Origin of the sequence: Vibrio hepatarius (assembly GCF_011806575.1) — a bacterium.
GTDB classification, from domain to species: Bacteria; Pseudomonadota; Gammaproteobacteria; order Enterobacterales; family Vibrionaceae; genus Vibrio; species Vibrio hepatarius_A.
This window is the reverse complement of sequence record NZ_JAATOO010000003.1, coordinates 24,009-43,529: the sequence shown is the minus strand read 5'-3', so window position 1 is coordinate 43,529 and position 19,521 is coordinate 24,009. Positions and strand designations below refer to the sequence as shown.

At 42.9% G+C, this 19,521-nt stretch carries 16 protein-coding genes; 7 read left to right on the top strand and 9 right to left on the bottom strand.

Translation table 11 applies throughout. The features are described 5' to 3' along the window. Positions 1-16: 16 nt before the first annotated feature. Together HCZ42_RS02880 and HCZ42_RS02875 are read left to right on the top strand one after the other, a co-directional pair. Entirely contained in the window at positions 17-1,714 is a 1,698-nt protein-coding gene (locus HCZ42_RS02880; RefSeq protein WP_167419260.1) for an SgrR family transcriptional regulator, read from the top strand. A gap of 12 nt (positions 1,715-1,726) precedes the next feature. Then, complete coding sequence (locus tag HCZ42_RS02875; RefSeq protein WP_167419259.1) at positions 1,727-1,978, top strand: hypothetical protein; 252 nt, start codon at positions 1,727-1,729, stop codon at positions 1,976-1,978. A gap of 414 nt (positions 1,979-2,392) precedes the next feature. On the opposite strand, the gene HCZ42_RS02870 is transcribed toward HCZ42_RS02875, so the two are convergent. After that, entirely contained in the window at positions 2,393-4,579 is a 2,187-nt protein-coding gene (locus HCZ42_RS02870) for a TonB-dependent hemoglobin/transferrin/lactoferrin family receptor (RefSeq protein WP_167419258.1), read from the bottom strand. Between the two features lie 244 nt (positions 4,580-4,823). On the opposite strand from HCZ42_RS02870, the gene HCZ42_RS02865 reads away from it, so the two are divergent. Continuing rightward, a complete protein-coding gene (locus tag HCZ42_RS02865) occupies positions 4,824-5,720 on the top strand; it encodes a LysR family transcriptional regulator (protein WP_167419257.1) in 897 nt (298 codons plus the stop codon). Positions 5,721-5,762: 42 nt separating this feature from the next. Here the strand turns inward: HCZ42_RS02865 and HCZ42_RS02860 are convergent, their stop codons facing one another. Next, positions 5,763-8,447, bottom strand: coding sequence for a bifunctional acetate--CoA ligase family protein/GNAT family N-acetyltransferase (locus HCZ42_RS02860; RefSeq protein WP_167419256.1), 2,685 nt, complete (start codon positions 8,445-8,447; stop codon positions 5,763-5,765). A gap of 217 nt (positions 8,448-8,664) precedes the next feature. Between HCZ42_RS02860 and HCZ42_RS02855 the strand changes: the two genes are divergently transcribed. Together HCZ42_RS02855 and HCZ42_RS02850 are read left to right on the top strand one after the other, a co-directional pair. Next, complete coding sequence (locus tag HCZ42_RS02855) at positions 8,665-9,240, top strand: SPOR domain-containing protein (RefSeq protein ID WP_167419255.1); 576 nt, start codon at positions 8,665-8,667, stop codon at positions 9,238-9,240. A 154-nt stretch (positions 9,241-9,394) separates the two neighbouring features. After that, on the top strand, positions 9,395-10,387 hold the full coding sequence (locus HCZ42_RS02850; protein WP_167419254.1) for a D-alanine--D-alanine ligase: 993 nt from the start codon (positions 9,395-9,397) through the stop codon (positions 10,385-10,387). Here HCZ42_RS02850 and HCZ42_RS02845 read toward each other — a convergent pair. After that, positions 10,384-11,340: a tyrosine-type recombinase/integrase gene (locus HCZ42_RS02845; protein ID WP_167419253.1), complete on the bottom strand. Its 957-nt coding sequence runs from the start codon at positions 11,338-11,340 to the stop codon at positions 10,384-10,386. The two genes, HCZ42_RS02850 and HCZ42_RS02845, sit on opposite strands and share 4 nt — an antisense overlap. A gap of 98 nt (positions 11,341-11,438) precedes the next feature. Here HCZ42_RS02845 and HCZ42_RS02840 point away from each other — a divergent pair, with 98 nt between their 5' ends. Next, a complete protein-coding gene (locus tag HCZ42_RS02840; RefSeq protein WP_167419252.1) occupies positions 11,439-11,819 on the top strand; it encodes a DUF3319 domain-containing protein in 381 nt (126 codons plus the stop codon). A gap of 6 nt (positions 11,820-11,825) precedes the next feature. Next, entirely contained in the window at positions 11,826-12,137 is a 312-nt protein-coding gene (yciH, locus tag HCZ42_RS02835) for a stress response translation initiation inhibitor YciH (protein ID WP_167419251.1), read from the top strand. A 664-nt stretch (positions 12,138-12,801) separates the two neighbouring features. Here yciH and HCZ42_RS02830 read toward each other — a convergent pair. The 6 genes from HCZ42_RS02830 to vxrA all read right to left on the bottom strand — a co-directional run bounded on the left by HCZ42_RS02830 (position 12,802) and on the right by vxrA (position 19,385). Continuing rightward, positions 12,802-13,518 carry a hypothetical protein gene (locus tag HCZ42_RS02830; protein WP_167419250.1) on the bottom strand — a complete coding sequence of 239 codons (717 nt, stop codon included), beginning with the start codon at positions 13,516-13,518 and terminating at the stop codon, positions 12,802-12,804. 1,528 nt (positions 13,519-15,046) lie between these two features. Then, complete coding sequence (locus HCZ42_RS02825) at positions 15,047-15,199, bottom strand: YoaH family protein (protein WP_167419249.1); 153 nt, start codon at positions 15,197-15,199, stop codon at positions 15,047-15,049. A 68-nt stretch (positions 15,200-15,267) separates the two neighbouring features. Then, positions 15,268-16,407: a conjugal transfer protein TraF gene (locus HCZ42_RS02820; RefSeq protein WP_167419248.1), complete on the bottom strand. Its 1,140-nt coding sequence runs from the start codon at positions 16,405-16,407 to the stop codon at positions 15,268-15,270. A 59-nt stretch (positions 16,408-16,466) separates the two neighbouring features. Next, positions 16,467-17,339, bottom strand: coding sequence for a DUF2861 family protein (locus HCZ42_RS02815; RefSeq protein ID WP_167419247.1), 873 nt, complete (start codon positions 17,337-17,339; stop codon positions 16,467-16,469). Further along, entirely contained in the window at positions 17,339-17,998 is a 660-nt protein-coding gene (gene vxrB / locus HCZ42_RS02810; RefSeq protein ID WP_053407639.1) for a response regulator transcription factor VxrB, read from the bottom strand. Before vxrB ends, HCZ42_RS02815 begins: the two co-directional genes overlap by 1 nt. Further along, positions 17,973-19,385, bottom strand: a complete 1,413-nt coding sequence (vxrA, locus tag HCZ42_RS02805; RefSeq protein ID WP_167419246.1) for a sensor histidine kinase VxrA — start codon at positions 19,383-19,385, stop codon at positions 17,973-17,975. The genes vxrB and vxrA overlap by 26 nt, the downstream gene beginning before the upstream one ends. Positions 19,386-19,521 lie beyond the last annotated feature (136 nt).

Below are 19,521 nucleotides of genomic sequence, written 5' to 3'. Positions count from 1 at the left end.
AAGAGATTTCCCCTTTATGAGTAGTCCTCGTCTTCGTGTTCAATTTGAAACCTTGTTTGAGCATTATCAAGGGCAAGATTGCGGTGTACAGCTAGAAGAAATCACCGAGATTCTGTTTTGTACCCGACGTAATGCGCGCATCGTACTCAACAAGATGGAAGAAGAAGGGTGGATTGAATGGCACCCCGCGCCAGGACGAGGAAAACTATCGGAGCTGATCTTTAAACGTAGTCGCGCTGATGTCAGTGAAACATTGGCAAGGCGATACCTTGAAGAAGGGAAGCTTGGTCAAGCGCTAAAAGTGTTAGATAAGGACACAGCAAAGCTGGCGCAAGTTGTTGAAAGCTATCTTGGTGTACAGCATCAAGAAGGTTTGCAAGTGATTCGCTTGCCTTACTATCGACCGCTTTCCATGTTAAATCCGACTAAATTGGTTCGACGTTCAGAGCAACACATCATTAGGCAAGTATTCAGCGGTTTAACCCGTTTGGATGAAAATGAGGAGCTCCAACCCGATTTAGCGCATTCTTGGGATCGGTTGTCTGCTACTCATTGGCGCTTCTACCTAAGACCAGCCGTACGATTCCACAATGGCGATCTACTCACGCCAGAAACCGTGATTGCGTCTTTGTCTAAACTCAAGCAGAAACCGTTGTTTTCGCACATCAACGATATTCAAATCACTGGTCACAACACAATTGATATTCTGTTGGATCGTTCGGATTTCCATCTGCCGCTGCTGCTTTCTGAATCTTGCGCTAAAGTGCTGCTTCCTGAAAATGCACGTGGAGACGATTATGATCAGTTTCCTATTGGCACTGGGCCTTACAAAGTTACACAAAATGACGATAAACGCCTGATATTAAGAGCATTTGATAACTACTTTGGCTTTAGACCATTACTGGATTGTGTCGAAGTGTGGGTGATAGATGATGTGCATTCATCCATGGTGTTTCCGAGTATCTCGAATCCAATTAAGCCTAAGACGGGCACATTCAGTGACGATGTCGAGTTAGACCCAGGTTGTACGTATCTATTGCTAAACCGCAAGAGTGGCTTGGCGAAATCTAACGATTGGGCGAGTTACTTTAGTCAACGTTTGGGGGCGTTAAACCTCTATCAGCAACTACCGCAAGACAAAATTGTCGAACTTGGTGTGTTACCTGCGCATGGCTTGAAGCCGGGTTGGTATCACCATACTCGTCAAGGGAGTTACACCTCACCGCCGTCTTACCGCAAAGTGACCGTTGCTTACCACGCTCAACACCCAATGTTTCCAACGCTTGTTAAGTGCATCGAGACGTTGCTTAAGCAAGACAATTTAGAGGTTGAGCTAATCAAATACGACTTAGAAGCGCCAAATATTGAAGATATCGATATCTGGGTAAAACCGATGGGGATCGCTAACAACCGAGACGATGCTCTTGCGGGTTGGCTATTGAATTACAGCGATATTTCTTTGTTGAGTAAGAACGAAGACTTCGAATTTTGGACAAAAGTGGTCGAGCAGTGGCAATCAGAAGAAAATTCCAACTTTCCGGCGAAAGATTTGGGTAAATCGCTAGTTGAAAAGATGCAAATTATCCCTATGTTCCATTGCTGGCTAGGTGTGAGCAAAGATCAATGTGGATCGTTGCAAAATGCCAAGTGTAATGCATTGGGTTGGTTTGACTTCAGCCAGGTTTGGGTTAAGCCAAGCCAAAGTGAAGGTTAGGGAAGTAACAACATGGCGAAACCTAACAAAAAGCAGCCTACAAAGACCGTAGATATTTATTGTGCTAAATGCAAAAGCCAACTGTTCAAGTACAGAAAGGGCGGTAAAGGCGCCTTAGTAAAATGTTTTAAAGAACGGATTGTTGAAGATTACACCACGGAAAGCTGTAGGTGCCCTAGCTGTGGGCAAGAATTTGCTCGAGACACCTTAGTTCGTGGTACTCCAGCGTACAAAATCATTGGCGGTAAAGTCACTATGAAGTGATAGTGAAACAGCATAACTTATTAATATATTTATCGCTAAGTTGGTTAAAGAAGTTTGTGTAAAATGAACGTGACAGCTGCGATTTTGATCTGAGTCGATAAAAATCGTAAAAATCTCGTTAACGGCTATCATTGTTTTGTAAAGGTGTTAGAATATCCGCAGTTTCAATTCGGTTTTTCCAACAATTTACTGAGGGTCGTCATGGAATTAGCTCTAATTGTAGCTTTCATCGTTGCTGCAGCCGTAATGGTTAAAAAAGAGATGGCAAGCGCTAAGTAATCGCTCATTCATACCAATTTTTCTTTTCTTTTTGATGAATGACTTAAAAGCTCCTTGAATGGGAGCTTTTTTATTGCGTGAGATTGGACAAATAAAATAGAAGCCGGCTAGACGCTGGCTTCTCGATTAATAGACTTAGAATTCGTAACTAGCAGTAACTGCCCAATTTCTGCCTGGTTGGCTATGGAAATCAAGGTTGTCATCGCTGTCTTTGCTTCTTAAATCATTATATGTCCAATATTTTCTGTCGAACGCGTTAAATAGACCAGCACGTAAGGTTAAGTCTTCTACTGGCATGTAATACATAGTTAAATCTAGGATGCCATAGCCGCTAGCTGAGACATTATCGTCGTCTGACCACTTATCTTTGCTGTCCACCAATGTAACATTAGCCAAACCACCAAAGTTGTACTCTAGGTTGTCGTAACCGAAACCTAGTACTGTGGTTAGCGGCGCAACTGAATCTAAATATTTACCGGTTTTCTTATCTTCACCTTCTGCGTAACTCACTGCCAGTTTTGTGTAAGTACCTGTTGGAGCGCCGAAAGCCCCATCAAGTAAAACAGTGGAGCTGAACTCAGCACCGCGAATCTCAACCTTGTCTCTATTCACTAGTGTTTCAGAATCTTTGTTAGGATCGCTGCTGACAAGCTCTTGTGAATCGATGAAGTCTTTGTAATCGTTGATAAAGCCCGTTACTTCAAACTTGGCGTGCTCATTTTGACCACGGAAACCGATCTCATAAGAAGTACTCTTTTCCGCTTCTAAATCAGAGTTCGGTACGAAAATAGTTCCGGTATCGTATTCGTAGTAAAGCTGCTCAACTGTTGGCGCTTTAAAGCCTTGGCTTACTTGCGCGAAAGTACTCAGGTTTTTGTTGAAATGATAGACCGCACCCAATTTACCAGTGAATGCATCATTGTTGTTCTTCACGTGTTCAGACGTAAAACCTTCATCTGTTGATGGATCGGCTTCGAACTTGTCATAGCGGATACCCGCATTAATGACTAACGTTTCATTCAGCAAGAATGCATTGTCTTGTAGATACACGCCCCATTGGACAACTTTTGCGTCAGGGATTGTGGTGGAGCCCGCCTTATTTTTGCTTGGGTCATCGTGGAAAATATCTTTGTTATTCAGCTCAAAATCAGAATGTTTGTAGTTCGCACCATAGGTTAGTTCATGGGACGAGCCTAATATATCAAGCAGCTTATCAAACTGAACATCTAGCTGGACATTATCGTCTTTCGCTTGGCGTAAACGAGAGCGGTCTCCGATATAATTGCCACCAAAGCGATTAAACGGGTCGACAATTTCAACGTAAGAAGTGTTATTGTTAACGGTTTCGCTGGTCTGATAGTTTAATTGCCAAAAAAGCTTATCGAATATAGCATTGTTGGCCTGATATTCGTGATTGATGCCGTAACGTGTGCGGTTCGATTCGTCATGGCTTTGAGCATCATCGTATGTAAAACTGCCTGCCGGTCCCATACTGAGCATATAGTTCGCGCTCAACCGATTCTCATCGTATTTGTAGTTGTAACGTTCGAATAGCAAGCCGATGCGATGTGCGTCATTGACTCGATAGTACGCTTTGGCGAGTACGTTATTTAAGTCCTTGTCTGCTGGGTTTTCTAGTCCACGATTGTCACCTTCAATATCGTCGCCATCGCCAAAAGTCTCGGTTTCATTGCCGTCGGCATACGTACCGATAAGCAACGTTTCCAAGTCGCCTTTGCGCATCGCCCAAGTGAGGGTGTTCTTAAATTGCTCGTCTTCAGAAGTGTAGCCAGTTTTAACAACAAAACGATGTTCATCACCATTAGTTTTCAGTACATCTTCAGGATCTTTAGTAGTTAAGACAACAGTTCCACCTAGAGAATTTGAACCATAAAGAGTAGAGGAGGGACCTTTATTGATTTCGATACTTTTTAGTGTATCAATCTCAACCATGTTTGGATAAATGGCTTGTGTACCGCCACCGCCAGGATTAAAAGGTGTAGACTGCGCTACGCCATCGACAACAATTTGGACACGGTCGCCATCCATGCCGCGAATGTTGAAACCGGACAAGCCAAAGCGTCCCGCGCTTGTTGCTTGAACACCCGGTGTATATTGAACGGCATCCTTCAAGCCTTTGGCAAGGCGTTTTTCCATATCTTGCGAGGTTACTGATTCAACCGACGCTGAAACATCAGTCTTGTTTTGTTCAGTACGTGTAGCTGATACCACAACTTCATCTAATAGTGCATACTCTTTAGCATGAGCGTTGGGTGCGAAAGCCAAAATGATTGAGGCGGACAGTATTGAGCGTTTATACATCTTATAATTACCTTAAATCCAAAGGGTGACTTGTCATTTGCCCCAGATTCTATTGGATCTAAACGATAATTACTATCATTCTCATGAGTTGATGTTGTGTTTTTACATATTAAGAAATATAGGATAGGATGAAATTTCCTTAGTATTCATAAATATATGATGGTTTTGTAGCCTTGATTGCACTGCTGCATTTCTCTTTCTTGTGATTAATGTCACATAGATGTCGAGGCTATAAGGAGCAAATATGCAAAGCCCCATTACATTAGAAGCATTACACATTCTCGATGCTATCGATAGAAGAGGCAGCTTCGCGTCTGCTGCCAACGAGCTAGACAGGGCACCTTCGTCGCTGAGTTATCAAATTCAGAAGCTAGAACAAGATCTCGATATCATGATCTTCGACCGTTCTGGTCATAAGGCTAATTTTACGGATGCTGGAAAGCTAATCCTTGAAAGAGGAAGAACCATTCTTTCCGCCACACAGAAGCTAGTTAATGATGCCAGTTTGCTGGCAAACGGTTGGGAGCTGGATATCACGCTTGCGTTTGACGGCATCATTCCAATTGAGAACTTTTTTAATTTGGTGGACGAACTAGGTAAACTGAGCTCAACACGCATCAAGCTCCAAGAAGAAATTTTGGCAGGCTGCTGGGAGTCATTAAACGATGGACGTTCTGACTTATTGATTTGCCCTAAGATGGATATTTTGCCGCATGACGTAAAAGCTGAAACGATTGGTTCTATGGAAATGGTTTGGGTCGCGGCAACGGATCATTACGTTCATAAACGTTCTGGCGAATTTAACGATGACGCGAGAGCGAAATATCGAGTTATCGCTATTGCAGATACAGCTAGAGAGCAGCCGCCGATCAGCGTGAACATTACACAGAAGCAACCACGTTTAACTGTGACAAATTTCGCAGCCAAAGTTGCCGCGTTAGAAAAAGGGCTTGGAATCGGCACCTTGCCAAGAGAGCGCGCAGAAAAACTGATTGAACAAGGTACAATCAAACGAATCGCAGGATCAGAGGCGCAACCGATAGAGGTGATACTCGCCTGGAAACGTAATAAGATTGGTGAAGCGAAATCGTGGTGTATTCAGTATCTTAAAAAGAACTTCAAGAACAGTTCAGTGATATAAAAATGGGGAGCGTTGGGCTCCCCATTTGTGTTCAGTTTATGCTTACTCGTTGAGAGGTAGTACCATATCAGCAACACCATCTTCAAACTGCACGTCTAACTTAAAGCCCATCTTTTGAGCCAGCGTTAACATGCCTCTGTTCGTCGGCATTGTCATACCTGACATTTGCTTAGTGCCTTTTTGACGACAGTAGTCGATGATCTTTTGCATCAAAATCTTACCAAGTCCGTAGCCTTTTAAATCTGAACGGATAAGAATTGCAAATTCCGCATCGGTATTTTCTGGATTAATGAGTGCGCGCGAGACACCTATGATTTCGGTACCTCGTTGCGACTGCATTACCGCGACAAAGGCCATTTCTCGGTCATAATCGATCTGCGTTAAATTGGCCAGCGCTTCATGGTTAAACTCCCCCACGTCGGTAAAGAAGCGTTTGTACAGATCTTCTTTGGTAACGTTACGAATAAACTCTGCATGTAACGGTTCATCTTCAGGAAGAATAGGGCGTAGCAACGCTTGGTCGCCGGTCTTTAACGTAAAAGTCTGCTCGTATTCGACTGGGTATGGGCGAATAGCGAGACGTTCTTGCGCATCACCTTCATAACGCTTGAGGATTAAATCTGCATCTAAGATGGTAAATTCATTGCCATTTGCCAATAGTGGATGAATATCCAGTTCATGGACTTGAGGACAGTCGACTATCATCTGCGAAATGCGTACCAATAGCTCAGACAGGCTATCAATGTTCATCGGGACGGGTAGTTTTTGCAGTCGAATCTTGCCTTTCTTGAAAGCCCGGACGATCAAATAGCGCGCAAGCGCCATATTGAGTGGTGGAAGTGCTGAGGCTGCATCTAGCGATTCATCCCACTCTGAGCCGCCTTGTCCTAATAGGATGACTGGACCGAATGTTTCATCCGTTTTGACCTTTATGCGCAGCTCTTCTCCACCGGCAAGTTTTGCCATCCCCTGAACCAGCAGACCGTGGATGTTTGCTGAAGGATAGAATAACTTCGCTCGGTCGAGAATAGACTCGGCAGCACTCGCCACCTCTGCGCTATTACGCAGATTCAGCATCACACCTTGAATATCAGACTTGTGTGCAATGTCTGGTGAACGCAGCTTTACTGCAACGGGATAGCCAATTTGCTCTGCAACATGTACCGCTTCACTGACGTCAGACGCAATCCAAGTGGGCAGAACGTTAAAGCTAAAGTTCTTCAAGAATGGACCAATTTGGTGCGTATCTAGCGATACTGTATCTTTGTCCAGTAGCTTTTCATCTATCCATTTTTTCGCTTCGTTCAATTCAGCGATATGCACTGGTTCTGCGGTTGTTGGTGTTTCCATCAACTGCTTTTGGTTACGTCGATACTCGACCAAGTGCATGAATGCGATAACTGCACTTTCTGGCGTGCGATAGGTTGGGATTCCTGCCTGAGTAAGAATATGTCGTGCGGGTTTGGCTGTTTGTTCACCTGACCAATTGGTGAGTATATTGAAGCGTTTATATCTAGGGTGTGACTTAATCGCATCGACAATCGCTTGCGCGGTCTGCTCTGAATGGGCGACGGCAGACGGGCTATGCATGATAAGGATCGCGTCAGCACAATCTGCATCCATAACTGCATTCAGGGCTTTGATGTAACGCGTATGGTCGGCGTCACCAACGATGTCTATCGGGTTGCTGTGACTCCAACTTTTCGGCAGTATTTCACTCAAAGAGTCAATCGTTTCTGGTGCAAGCGTCGCGAGCTTGCCACCGCGCTCTAGCAGAGTATCCACCGCCATGATCGCCGGGCCGCCGCCATTGGTAATGATCGCTAATCTTTCACCGCGCAGTGGTACTGAGTGGGTGAGTGTTTCTACCGCGGCAAACAGTTCGTGAGAGTTCTTTACCCTTAACATACCAGTTCGGCGAATCGCAGAGTCGTAAATGATGTCCAGTGTGTCACTGCCACCAGTGTGTGCTTTCGCGGCTTTGCGACCTGCTGCGGTACGGCCACCTTTCAACACGAGAATACGTCGGTTGCGAGATGCGGCGCGAGCAGCAGACATAAACCGTCTTGCATCAGTAATCGTATCGACGTAAAGCAGGGGGGAAGAGGTATGGCTATCAGTACTCAAGTAATCAAGTAAATCTGCAAAATCGATATCAAGTGCATTGCCGAGTGAAACAAACGCTGAAAAACCAATATCTTTATCATTGGCCCAGTCAAGAATGGTGGTACACATCGCCGCGGACTGTGAAATAAAAGCGATTTTGCCTTTCTGTGCGGTCACGGGAGAAAAGGAGGCATTAAAGTTTTCCCAAGGCAGCACAATGCCAAGACTATTTGGCCCAAGCACTCTCATATTGGCGGCTTTAGCGATTTTAAGGCAATGGTCTTGGATACTTTCGCCGCTATCCATGGCGAAATGCATATCTGCAGACAGAACAATCGCGGCTTTGACTTTCTTCGCCGCTAAGTCATGAAAAATCTGAACGTTGCGGCTAGCGTGAGTACAAATGATTGCAATATCAGGCACGATAGGGAGCTCAGCAACAGAGCGGTAAGCGAGTACACCACAAACTGCTTCATGATTGGGCGTAACGGGCATGATTACACCTTCAAATCCACCGTGCAGTAAGTTTTTCATAATGATATTACCGGCTCGCATTGGTTTTGATGATGCGCCGATAACCGCGACGGATTTAGGCTTTAGTAACTGGACTAATTGATTCATAGAAGAGCTCCGGAGAGGTTTACCTCACAATCGTAACTAAGCTCTGGCAACAATGCTGTAAAGATTTGACGTTGTTTTAATCAGATCACGAGTGAACACGCCGAGTTTGTGTTATGTGTCACAGAGTATCCGAACATTTATAAAATGGTGGGTTGATTCTGCTCGTGTCTAACGGCATGATTTACAGTAATTTCTAGTTAAGGCATTCGAAGATTTCATGAAAAAAATAGCAATTGTTGGCTTATCTGCCCTGTTGAGCGCTTGTGTTTCAAGTGATTACGTAACAGATGTTAGCTCTGAGAGTTATCGCGAAGATTACCAAGCACCTAAAGTTGTTGAGCCTGTTGTTACTCAAGAGGGTGTTTCGGAAGGTATTACTGAAACCAACGTTCAGCCAACAGTCGTTAAGATGTCACCAAAACCTGAAAAACAGGTTGTGAAGATGACGCCTAGCAAGAAACCGACGGTTGCAATCACGCCTCCGACAGAAAAACAGAAGTCAGCAAACGCGCGCTTTGGTTACACGATTCAAGTCGTTGCTGTTGGTTCACAAGCTAAAGTGGAGCAGTTTGCACGTAAACTGCCTCAAAACGAACAGCCAATTTGGGAAAACTATAAAGTCGTAAACGGGACTAAGTGGTACACAGTTCTTTACGGTGATTACGCAACACCTGCAGACGCGAAAGCAGCTATTGGTTCACTTCCACAAGATTTCCAATCTTTGAAACCATTTGTTAAGAGTATCGATACGATCAAAAACTCTGACTACCCATCGCTAAACAAACTCAATTAATTAAAAAGGGGCGTTTGCCCCTTTTTAGTGTCTGTTTATTGGCCGGTTAATTAGGATCCTGTACGAGTAAACACGCTAAACCCGTGTAACTTTCGCCGCTTTCTATTATCATAACCGCACCAATGCACCTGTTGTATCACGGAAAGATCTTTTAATGACTAATACGACAATCTTACTACTTTGTGGTGGCGGCTCAGCTGAGCACGAAGTGTCACTAATTTCTGCTAATTTTCTTCAACAACAACTCGAGCTGACCCCAGAGTTTAGTGTGGTTCGAGTGACTATGAAGAAAGATGGCTGGTATACCAATGAAGGTAAACTTGTCTACCTAGATACCAACAGTGGTACATTGAACACAGAACAAGAGTCGATCAAATTGGATTTTGTTGTACCTTGTATTCACGGTTACCCAGGTGAAACGGGTGACATCCAATCGATGCTGGAGCTATCAGGTATTCCTTATTTGGGCTGTGGACCAGAAGCAAGCACCAACAGCTTCAACAAAATCACTTCAAAACTTTGGTATGACGCATTAGGCATCCCAAATACGCCCTATATTTTTCTATCAGAAAACAATCAGCAGTCATTCGAAAGTAGCAAGCAAGCGCTTGATAAATGGGGCACCGTATTTGTTAAAGCTGCGCGACAAGGCTCATCGGTAGGTTGTTATAAGGTATCTGAAGAAGCGTTGCTTCAAAAAGCACTTGATGATGCATTCAGTTATTCAGACCAAGTGCTGGTTGAACAGGCGGTAAAACCTCGTGAACTTGAGGTGGCAGCATACCAACTGAATGGCGAGCTGTTCATTACTAAGCCTGGCGAGATAAAAGCCCCTGAAGACGCATTCTACACGTACGAAGAAAAATACAGCGAAGCCAGCCATTCAACAACAGATGTTGAAGCCACGAACCTGACGGAAGAACAGCAAGAGATTATTCGTGCCAGTTCGGAAAAAGTCTTTACGCAAATGCGTTTGCGTCATTTGTCTCGTATCGACTTCTTCCTGACGCCTGATGGAAAGATCTACCTGAACGAAGTCAATACCTTCCCGGGAATGACGCCAATTTCAATGTTCCCGAAAATGCTTGAGCACAATGGACATAAGTTCTCTGAGTTCTTGGCCGACTGTGTACGAAACTCGCTTTAATTCCAGGGTTTAAATCGTTTAAACACCATACGTTCAGCGCTGGCTAACGCCTTATTACCGACATAGTAATAGGGCATTGCCGCGCTTAACCAACGGCCTTGCTGCTGAATATCCTTCACTCTAGTTCCTTGTTTGGCCAACTCTCTTGCGGCACCTACGCGCAGTGATTGACCAGAAAACTTCAAATCTAAGCCAAGTTTATCGCTCGCATTGCGTAGAATTCGATAAATGGAAGAATCATCAAGTCGACGATCATCGACATTGCCATACTTGCTTATTGCAGTGAACAGTACGCGGCTATTAGGGTTTCGAAGTGCAAGCCATTTACGCAAACAGAGCTCGGCAGTTTTACACAATGGATAGGTTTGACTACCCAACATCACTTGAATACCTTCAGCATCGAACAATAAATTATCTTCAGTTAGATCTCGAAGCTCACCGCGCTTAAGAAGGCACTCAAACATAAGATGATAAATGGCTAAGTTACGTATATCTCTCGGGTGTTCAGAACCAGAAAGTAGTTTAGTTAACTGCTCAAGGTGCTGTTTTTCAAAAGCGTCTGTCGCCTTAGCGTCTCCCGCTTTATCCAACCTAAGTTTTGATATAGCGAGCTTTACAGAAGAGCTTGCGCTGGGGTCAACCAATTGGAGTATACGATGGATTAAACCAATAGTGACCGCGTAACGCTTTATGGTTGCGTACTTTCTTGATATAGACTCTTTTTCGATAAACAAGCGCATCGCTGTCGCAGCGGCAGGAAGAGGGCGCACAGACTTTTTCTGACAGAATTCAACAAATAAATTCCAATCTTTTGTCATTGCCAATAAAGAGTTTCGTGAATACTGTCCATCAGTAAGAACATCCATTTGTTCGACAGATATCTCTTTAGAAAATAGATTCAGATATTGACTCTTTTCGGCTTCGTTGGTTATCAAACGTATCTTTTTTTGCATTTTAGTGCACTATAACAACCTTATCGTGTACAAATATACTTGATAATGAGTTAGATACAATTATTATTAAGAGAAATAATACCAATAGAATAACGATTATGGCTGCTGCTTCTTATAGAGGTTTTACCCTCAAAACGGCTGGAAATTCAACGGATATCTGGCAGGTGCAAATAAAACAACACGTGTTGTCAGGGAGTCTGGCAGCCGTTAAGAAGAGTATCGATTGGTTTTGTGATACTGCGACGCTGATCGACCCAAAGGAGTTCAGTGCCTTAGAAGCATCGAGGCAACAAGCTTCAAAGGGATCCCAGGAAACCTTTAACGGCTTTACGATAAGGAACGATACTGGAGAAGCTAACGGTTGGTACTGTATGTTTAACGGCAAGTTAATTAAAGGTGGCAAGCTTGCCATCCAAAAGCATATCGAGGCATACTTAGTCGCAAAGCAGAAAGCTGAACAACAGCAACTAAAGAAGTAATTTAATATGAGTCTTGTATATTCGACCGATGTGGGTCGCATTAAACCAGAAGAAGAAAAGCAACAGCGTCCTAAAGGCGATGGCATTGTGCGTATACAGCGTCAGACCAAAGGCCGTAAAGGCAAAGGCGTTTGTATAGTCACTGGTTTAGATTTGGATGACGCACCGCTTAAACTCATGGCGGCAGAATTGAAGAAAGTTTGTGGCTGCGGTGGTTCAGTTAAAGACGGTAACATTGAAATACAAGGTGATGCACGTGAGAAAATCAAAGCGCACCTAGAAAAGAAAGGTTTCACAGTAAAACTTGCAGGTGGCTAAACCTAACAATTGGTTTGTTAATCTCTGATTATCAAACTGATTATTAGGTATTTTATGGTAAATCTTTATGTTGAATGAATTACCATATAAACGCAGCACTTACCAAACAATAGAATAGAGCACCGATGTGCTCTATTTATTAATGAACTACATTTAACATAACGTACATAATACGTACTAAGGGTGATAGGGAAATTTAGCAATGTCCGGTTTGGGTAACTTAGAAATGTCCTCTTATGCTCAATGGATTTCCATTAGCTTGAGGACCAAAACCGATGCTAATTTCAATAAGTGACCGAGACGTTCAACGATTTAAAGTTTTAGCAGACGTACATGAACATCGACTTAGTCAAAATGTTTGCATTAGAAAAGCTATCGAACTTCATAAGCCTCGTTACCGTTGTGATTGCCTGGGTGAACTCATAAAAGTTGACGGCTCTCACCACGATTGGTTAGAAGGATGTAGCCTGATGATACCTACTGGTCTTCATAGACGATGAGAGTGGTCGATTAATCAATCTCCGCTTTAGCGAGACCGAATCCATCTTTGACCAAGTGGTGGTAACGCGAGAACATTTGAGTCGTCATGGCAAATCGATCGGACTCTACAGTGATATCTAGGAGTAGGAGCTAACTCTCCTACTCTTTTTCAATCATATTCGTCTTATGGGCATATTGAATTCCACCTTGAATTAACTCCCAAACCAGACAAGCAATATTGAGCCGCAGTACCTGGTTTCCCTGCTTCATCTATAGCACACAAGGATTCAAAATCGGATACAGTATCGGAATGATACATTGTAAAACAATCAAACGACTCATTGGTGTGAGTGCGAGCAAATGAAGCTATACACTTATTATCACTTGAACAAAGATCGACGCAACTGTTGTTCTCTATCACATCCTGTCTGGATAAAACCACGCGATTTGCAGTATACCCACCTTCCAGAACCCAGTAAGCTAAGCCAGTGTCTGGACGATATTCAAGACTTAGAGGCCCATTACTCGGGGAGTAGTTACAGGAGGTATACCCATTATTTGAATCGTCAAATAGCACAGCGGTAGTAATCATAGTAAGTGTCCCAGTTGGTGTCGTATGTGTGATCGATGGACAACCGTCTGGATACTGACCTAAAGCAGCAAATGCCTCACAAAAATGTTGGTGATTAAAAAATGCATCTTGATTCTGAAAAACCGCACTTTGTTGAGAAATACAGTCTTGTGTATCATATACTCCGTCACCATTTTTATCTTCGTCCAAATCATTTGCATGATTCATATTAATGTCCCAACAATTAATCCCCGAACTTTTATCATCGTCAATTGGACAGCCTGCTAGTAGCACTAATAATGGCAGAGTGGTTAATAACCTTAGAATCATAACATTCCCTCATTCTATACTTTATATTTACTAGTATAATTTGTTTGCTTTTTTTCCCAAGTTTTCTTGTGCTTACATATTGAATTTGTGGGCATTATCATAATTGTTCTACTCAAAACTGATTTAAGTATCAAACTCTATGTCTGTTGGTTTTCTGAGGATTACGATAATTTTTCAATCTAAACTAAAGATAAATATGAAATAAGAATTTGTGCAGATTTTGACGATTCAATTGTTTAAGAACAATTCGACATACCTGTTACTTGTGTTAAGCATTGATGGTTATGAGTCTGATTTAATATATTGTACTGTTTACCCTTACATTTAAAGGGGGATAATTAAAGCCTGCTGCATTAATGAATAATTTATCGGATAAAATATCACATCAAATAGGTTCTGATGATCTTAGAAACATTATTTGTAAAATTAAAAACCACTTACTTGAAAATAACGATAAGGCTAAAAATTATGAAGCTATCTTTTTCTTAAGAAAACAACGTAACAAGCGTTTAAGACCGGTTCATAAAAGAACGCTTGGTACGTGGCTAAGGCTGTAAAGCAGCCTAATTTATAGAAAGCCTTTTCCTACAATAAGGTCTGAGCTTATAAGTTAGTTCTTGAGCGAAGCCTAAAGCTTTTTAGTCTTTCAATGATCTTGCACCTAACAAATCACTAATCAATAGTGATACCACTTTTGCTTGTTTTGGTTGCAGGTAGATACCCTGTTTTTGTAGTCCCCTCTAACTGGACAATAAAACGGTTCGACCCCTAGATTCCCGCGACCTCATCTGGTGAATTCCATTGGTTAACCATGCCTAATTGGTCAGGTGCATAAGAATCTTTAATAATACTTACTAGTCTCAGTCTTTCGATTGCCATGGTTAACTTTTGTGGATTCGTATGGACAATCAAGCACCAATAGTTATGCGGTTCAAATTTGTTCGTTGAATCTGGGCTACTAATAAGTGTCGCATTTCGAATCTAGCAAAATCCTTAGAATACTCATTAAGTGACATTGTCACTACATCATTTCTACCAATATAGCCGCCTTAAATTTCATAGATACATTTTTGATCGATTAGCTTCACGCCATGCAGTCACCAAGTATAAACTCAACCTGTATTGTTACACTGCAACACCACAGAATAATACTCCAGACGAAAGTAAGCGCTTGCAGACATGAACTACAGTTTTGTAATTTTATTACAACGGATGGCAATTCAAGAACCTCGTCAGCATAAAACTCTACCATAACTAGTTGTTTAGTAAGGGTTTCTTCCTTTCCGGTGATGGGTAATTTTGGGTTACATAAAACTTTCAGAAATGTATAAAACGCCTAGATTTGTTGATTGTTAAGTTTTAGGACTAGTGCATTCTGCTACTAATGACAGGATGAATTATGGTTATAATGCATAAAGAGATAAGAGCTGCGCCGTTCTAAGAACAAATTCAAAAGACAAAAAAGCGGACAGTTGTTTTCACAACTGCCCGCCTTAAACTGGGAGAAAAGAAACTGAGGTTAGCTACCCTACTCTGGTTTGCTAGCCGCTTTTGCTCGAATTTCTTCAGCGACCATTTTTATTGCTTGCGCAGTGCTGATCCCTTCCGACATCAATTGCTGGATTTTCTCAACAGCTTTCTGCTGCTCTTCATGGCTCAGTGTTGGTAAATCGTCAAACATTAAAAAGGCTCCTAATCAAATTAGGAGCCGACTATAGTACGAAACAGAGTTGAATGCTAGACGCAGCTCTAATAGCTGGTTAAGAAGTTTACGTATAAACCCGCTGAGTTTTCGTTGGTATAACTTGCACCGACATCTAACTGGAATAAGTTAAGTGGTGACAAACCGATACCAGCGGTCAACGTATCGTCTAGATCATCATATGCGAGGTTACGTTTCCAACCGGCACGTAGTTTCAACTGACGTAGAATATCAATTTCACCACCGATTCGAATCATTTGTGTATTGTCATCGAAATCTGTATAGCGCTCCGCTTCATTAAGGTCATAGTCGACGCTAAGTGTCGCGTAATCACCGACTAAGCCAAAACCAACTGTGTAAGATGGTCTCAATTCATAAGCGTACGTTTTCGTAGGATTTGATGGCAATGATTCAGTTTCAATGTCACGACCAACTAGGTTAGTTGCAGAGATACCTGCGCGCAATGGGCCGTAGAACCAAACGAAACCAGCGTCTAAGTTAAATACCGTTTCACCCGTGTCATTTTCACGAATGTCTTTGATGTCGTAACTTTCAAGACTTGCTTCATAAACATAAGTGTATACACGCTGGATTTTAGGTGATACGCCAAACGCGATATGTTGACCAAGGAAGGTTTGATACTTGGCTAACGCTAAGCCTACTTCAGCAACACCAACTGATACTGCTCTAACTCGGCTGTTGTTCGCGTCTGCTATTGTATCTCCGGTATCTGGGATCTCCGGGCTAACAAATGATTCTGTATACGCTTTACCAAACAAGTTTGCAGCGACAAAACGGTTTGGCAATGCAAATGCAGCGGCAGCGCCTAACTCAACTTTCAATTGGTCACCACGCATATTATCTAGCGTAGTTTGCAGTTGAGAGGCTTTCGATGGATCTGATGATGCCCCTTTGATCAAATCACTCGCATCGTCGATGCCATCAATTAGCTCACCATCGTCGGTGTAAGATCCACCAATACTTGGTAAGAGCATGCCAATGTCATCATTGCGACGGTAAATTGCAGTGAGAGCTGGGTTGTAAAAAGGAGCGGTGAGAAAGTTTGCTGATACAACCCCTACGCCACCCATAGCGTCACCACGGGCTTCAACTGCGTAGTTTGCAGCGGTTGCTGACGATGCGGTAATTGCCAGCGCGATTGGAAGTAATTTAATTGAGTTTTTCATGCCGATATCAAATTTGCGTTATTTTTTAGTTATATCGGCATATTCTCCAATAAATTTAGTTAATCCTCTAGAGAAACGTCGTACGTTTTGCTAATCATTTGGGATTGCTCAACAATTATTGGTCCTTGCCACCGAACATGGTTCACTGCAACGGCTAAAACATAGCGTCCAGGTGGGACTGTATTTGCAGCGATCGCGTTTGGATAGTCAGATTCGTAAGTGCTGTTCCAAACTCGATTGTATTTCCCATCGACGTAGTCATAAATAGAGGTATCAAGCTTAGGTAATGGACAGTGTGGATTTAGTAATGCGTTTCTCTCCACTTTCCATTTATCTTTGGATTGCCATCTTACAGAGACTTTTGCTTGAGGGTCCCCTAATACCAACCAAGAACTCCAAGAGGTTTGGTCTGCGGCGGTGACGTCTATTCTATATAGCCCCATCTTCAAACGACTATTGAGGTTGTAACGCTTAGTATACTCAGTGACGGTGTCACCAATTGCATTTGAGGTTAGCGTATTATCAGAAGAAATGGAACGTGATACCCATTTGGTCAAGGTGACATCAGACAGTTCTTTTTGCGACTCGACTTTAATCGTCGCGCGATAAGAATCTCGCCCCGGGCTTTGGATGTCGGTTCGACGAACAGTGACGCTATCGAGCCAGCTTGGCAACGGTTTAGTATCTAAACCCTTCCCGCAATCCACTTGTAAAGACTGAAGAAAAAGCTCATTGAGATGTGGAGCGAGAGTTTGATTCTTCTCTAACTGCCACACTTCGACGAGCGAAGAAAACATCGCCGGCAAATCATTATTGAGAAGGTGCTTATGCGCTTGCGTTAGAGGTGTATTACTCTGAAACCAAGGACTATCTTGAGCTGATATAGGTGCACTCATTGCGAGTGCACCTAGTAATACGTACTTCTTTACCATTACGCTTTCATTTTGTAGCCAACACCGCGTAGAGTTTCAATCTCTAAGCCAGGAAGCTTCTGACGCAACTGCAATACGTGGGTATCAACAGTACGTGTTGTTGGGAAATGGTTGTAACCCCAAACATGATCCAATAGTTCGTCACGAGTAAATACGCGACCAAGGTTGCTGGCTAGGAACAACAGTAGATCGAATTCGGTACGTGTTAGCGTGATTGATTCTTCTTTATAGAAAACTTCGCGTGTTGCTTTGTCGATCACAAGATGCTCTGTTTTCACTTTTGAATCGTCTTGTAGTTCGCTTTCTGGCGCACGTAGTTGTGCACGGACGCGAGCAAACAGCTCTGCCTCTGCAAATGGTTTAGTTAAGTAGTCATTCGCACCAGCATCTAAGCCCATTACTTTGTCTTTTACTGTCACAAGTGCAGTCAGCAAAATAACAGGAACGTCTTTTAGCTTTTTCCATTCTGGAAGGTGTTGAACTGAATCACCATCTGGTAATTGACGGTCTAGAATAACGAGATCTGCTTTGTCCCAATACTGGGCAACATCCGCGATAGTTTCTGAATGAAAGCACTCGTATCCCGCTTGTTCAAGGCTGACCAATAGGCCATCAGCTAAGTTTTTATCATCTTCAACGAGAAGCAGTGTCTGTTTCACAAGGTATCTCCAAAATAAACGTTGTTGGTGGTCCTATGAGCGACATTTTACCGCCCATGCGAGTCACCATCGATTCAACGATTGTTAAACCTAATCCTAATCCACTCTTACTTACGAAAGGCTTACGTAATTGTCGCCAGTCTTTCTTTGTTAAGTGGCCTTGGTCAATAACTTTTACAGTGATCATCTGATTAGAAGTGATAACTTCTAACGTCACGGGTGCCACACCGTATTTCACTGCGTTGCGTATCAAGTTGTCGATACAGGTACCAAGCCAGTATACATTCAGCTTGGCAGCGATATCGTTATTAATAATGAAGTCGATGTCGTTAGAAAACTCTTCCTCGACTTTATACTCCAACCACTCTTGCACCGATGGTACCCACTCTGTGGCAAGGGGTTTGCTATCTGACTGCAAATAATCTTTACTTGCTTCTGCCAGTTGTCGCAATCTACGTGAATCTTCACATAGACGACGGAACTCATCATATACTGATTCGGGTAGTTTCTCGAATTCTCTTCTGAATCCTTCCACGGTCAACGACAAACTGGCGATTGGCGTACGCAGTTCGTGCGTGAGAATTTGTAAGATGAGCATTCGACTTCTCATCTCTTGTCGTTTGGTATTCCAGCGATAAGCAGACCATCCGATCACCAACAATATATTGGCAATCACCAGCGCGACCATGGTCACGCGCAGAATATCTGAACTGTCTTTTACGTCCCAACAAAGATTTCCCCGTTGGACAAAGCAACTATTGGATTCGTTCCTCAACGTGAACTGAAGTCCAGCTTCATCGACATTTTTAGACCAAACTTTAGCTGGATATATGAGGTAGCTATCATTTTGCCGTAGCCACAGTTCATTACGTTCCAAAAACATGCTGGATCCAGCGATCAACGCGAGAACTGTCTCTTCATTCATGCGTTGAAGTCGCCCTAATAGGCTATTTTCAGTCGCCATTGGCCGCTCTTTGATGTGCATGTATTGTGTGAGCTGCTCGCTTCTGTCGGGATGAACCGCAGCATAACGACTAGCGTATGTACCACCACCCGGGTGGATAAGTGCACTTCTCGCAAACCATTTTTCGCTTAGTTTGTTTCCGTTACACATTGCTCGGGTAAACACGAGCGGTTCGGTAACCAACGGACTAAGCGGTAATTTTCCAGTACAGCTCTGAGCTAGCGAATATAACCTCTGAATATCGCGCAATGGGTAGACAGAAGTTTGCGGTAGCATTGACTCTGGCGTTAACAAACGCGTTGGATAGTCAGACTGCAAGTTTCGGATATCGTATGACACGATCGAGTCTGATTCATCAAATGAATCCATAAACGTGTCGATGCGTTCTGGTAGAGAGTCAGCATGCGCGCTAGCCACTCCCATAGAGAAACATACGAAAACTAATTTAAGTGCAGCCTTAATCAATGCAAATATTCGCTAAATCAGTGAGTTAGGTAAAAGTCGAAACATTATGCCAAAAATATAAATTTATAATGTGATATCTGTGTCAATAATGTTT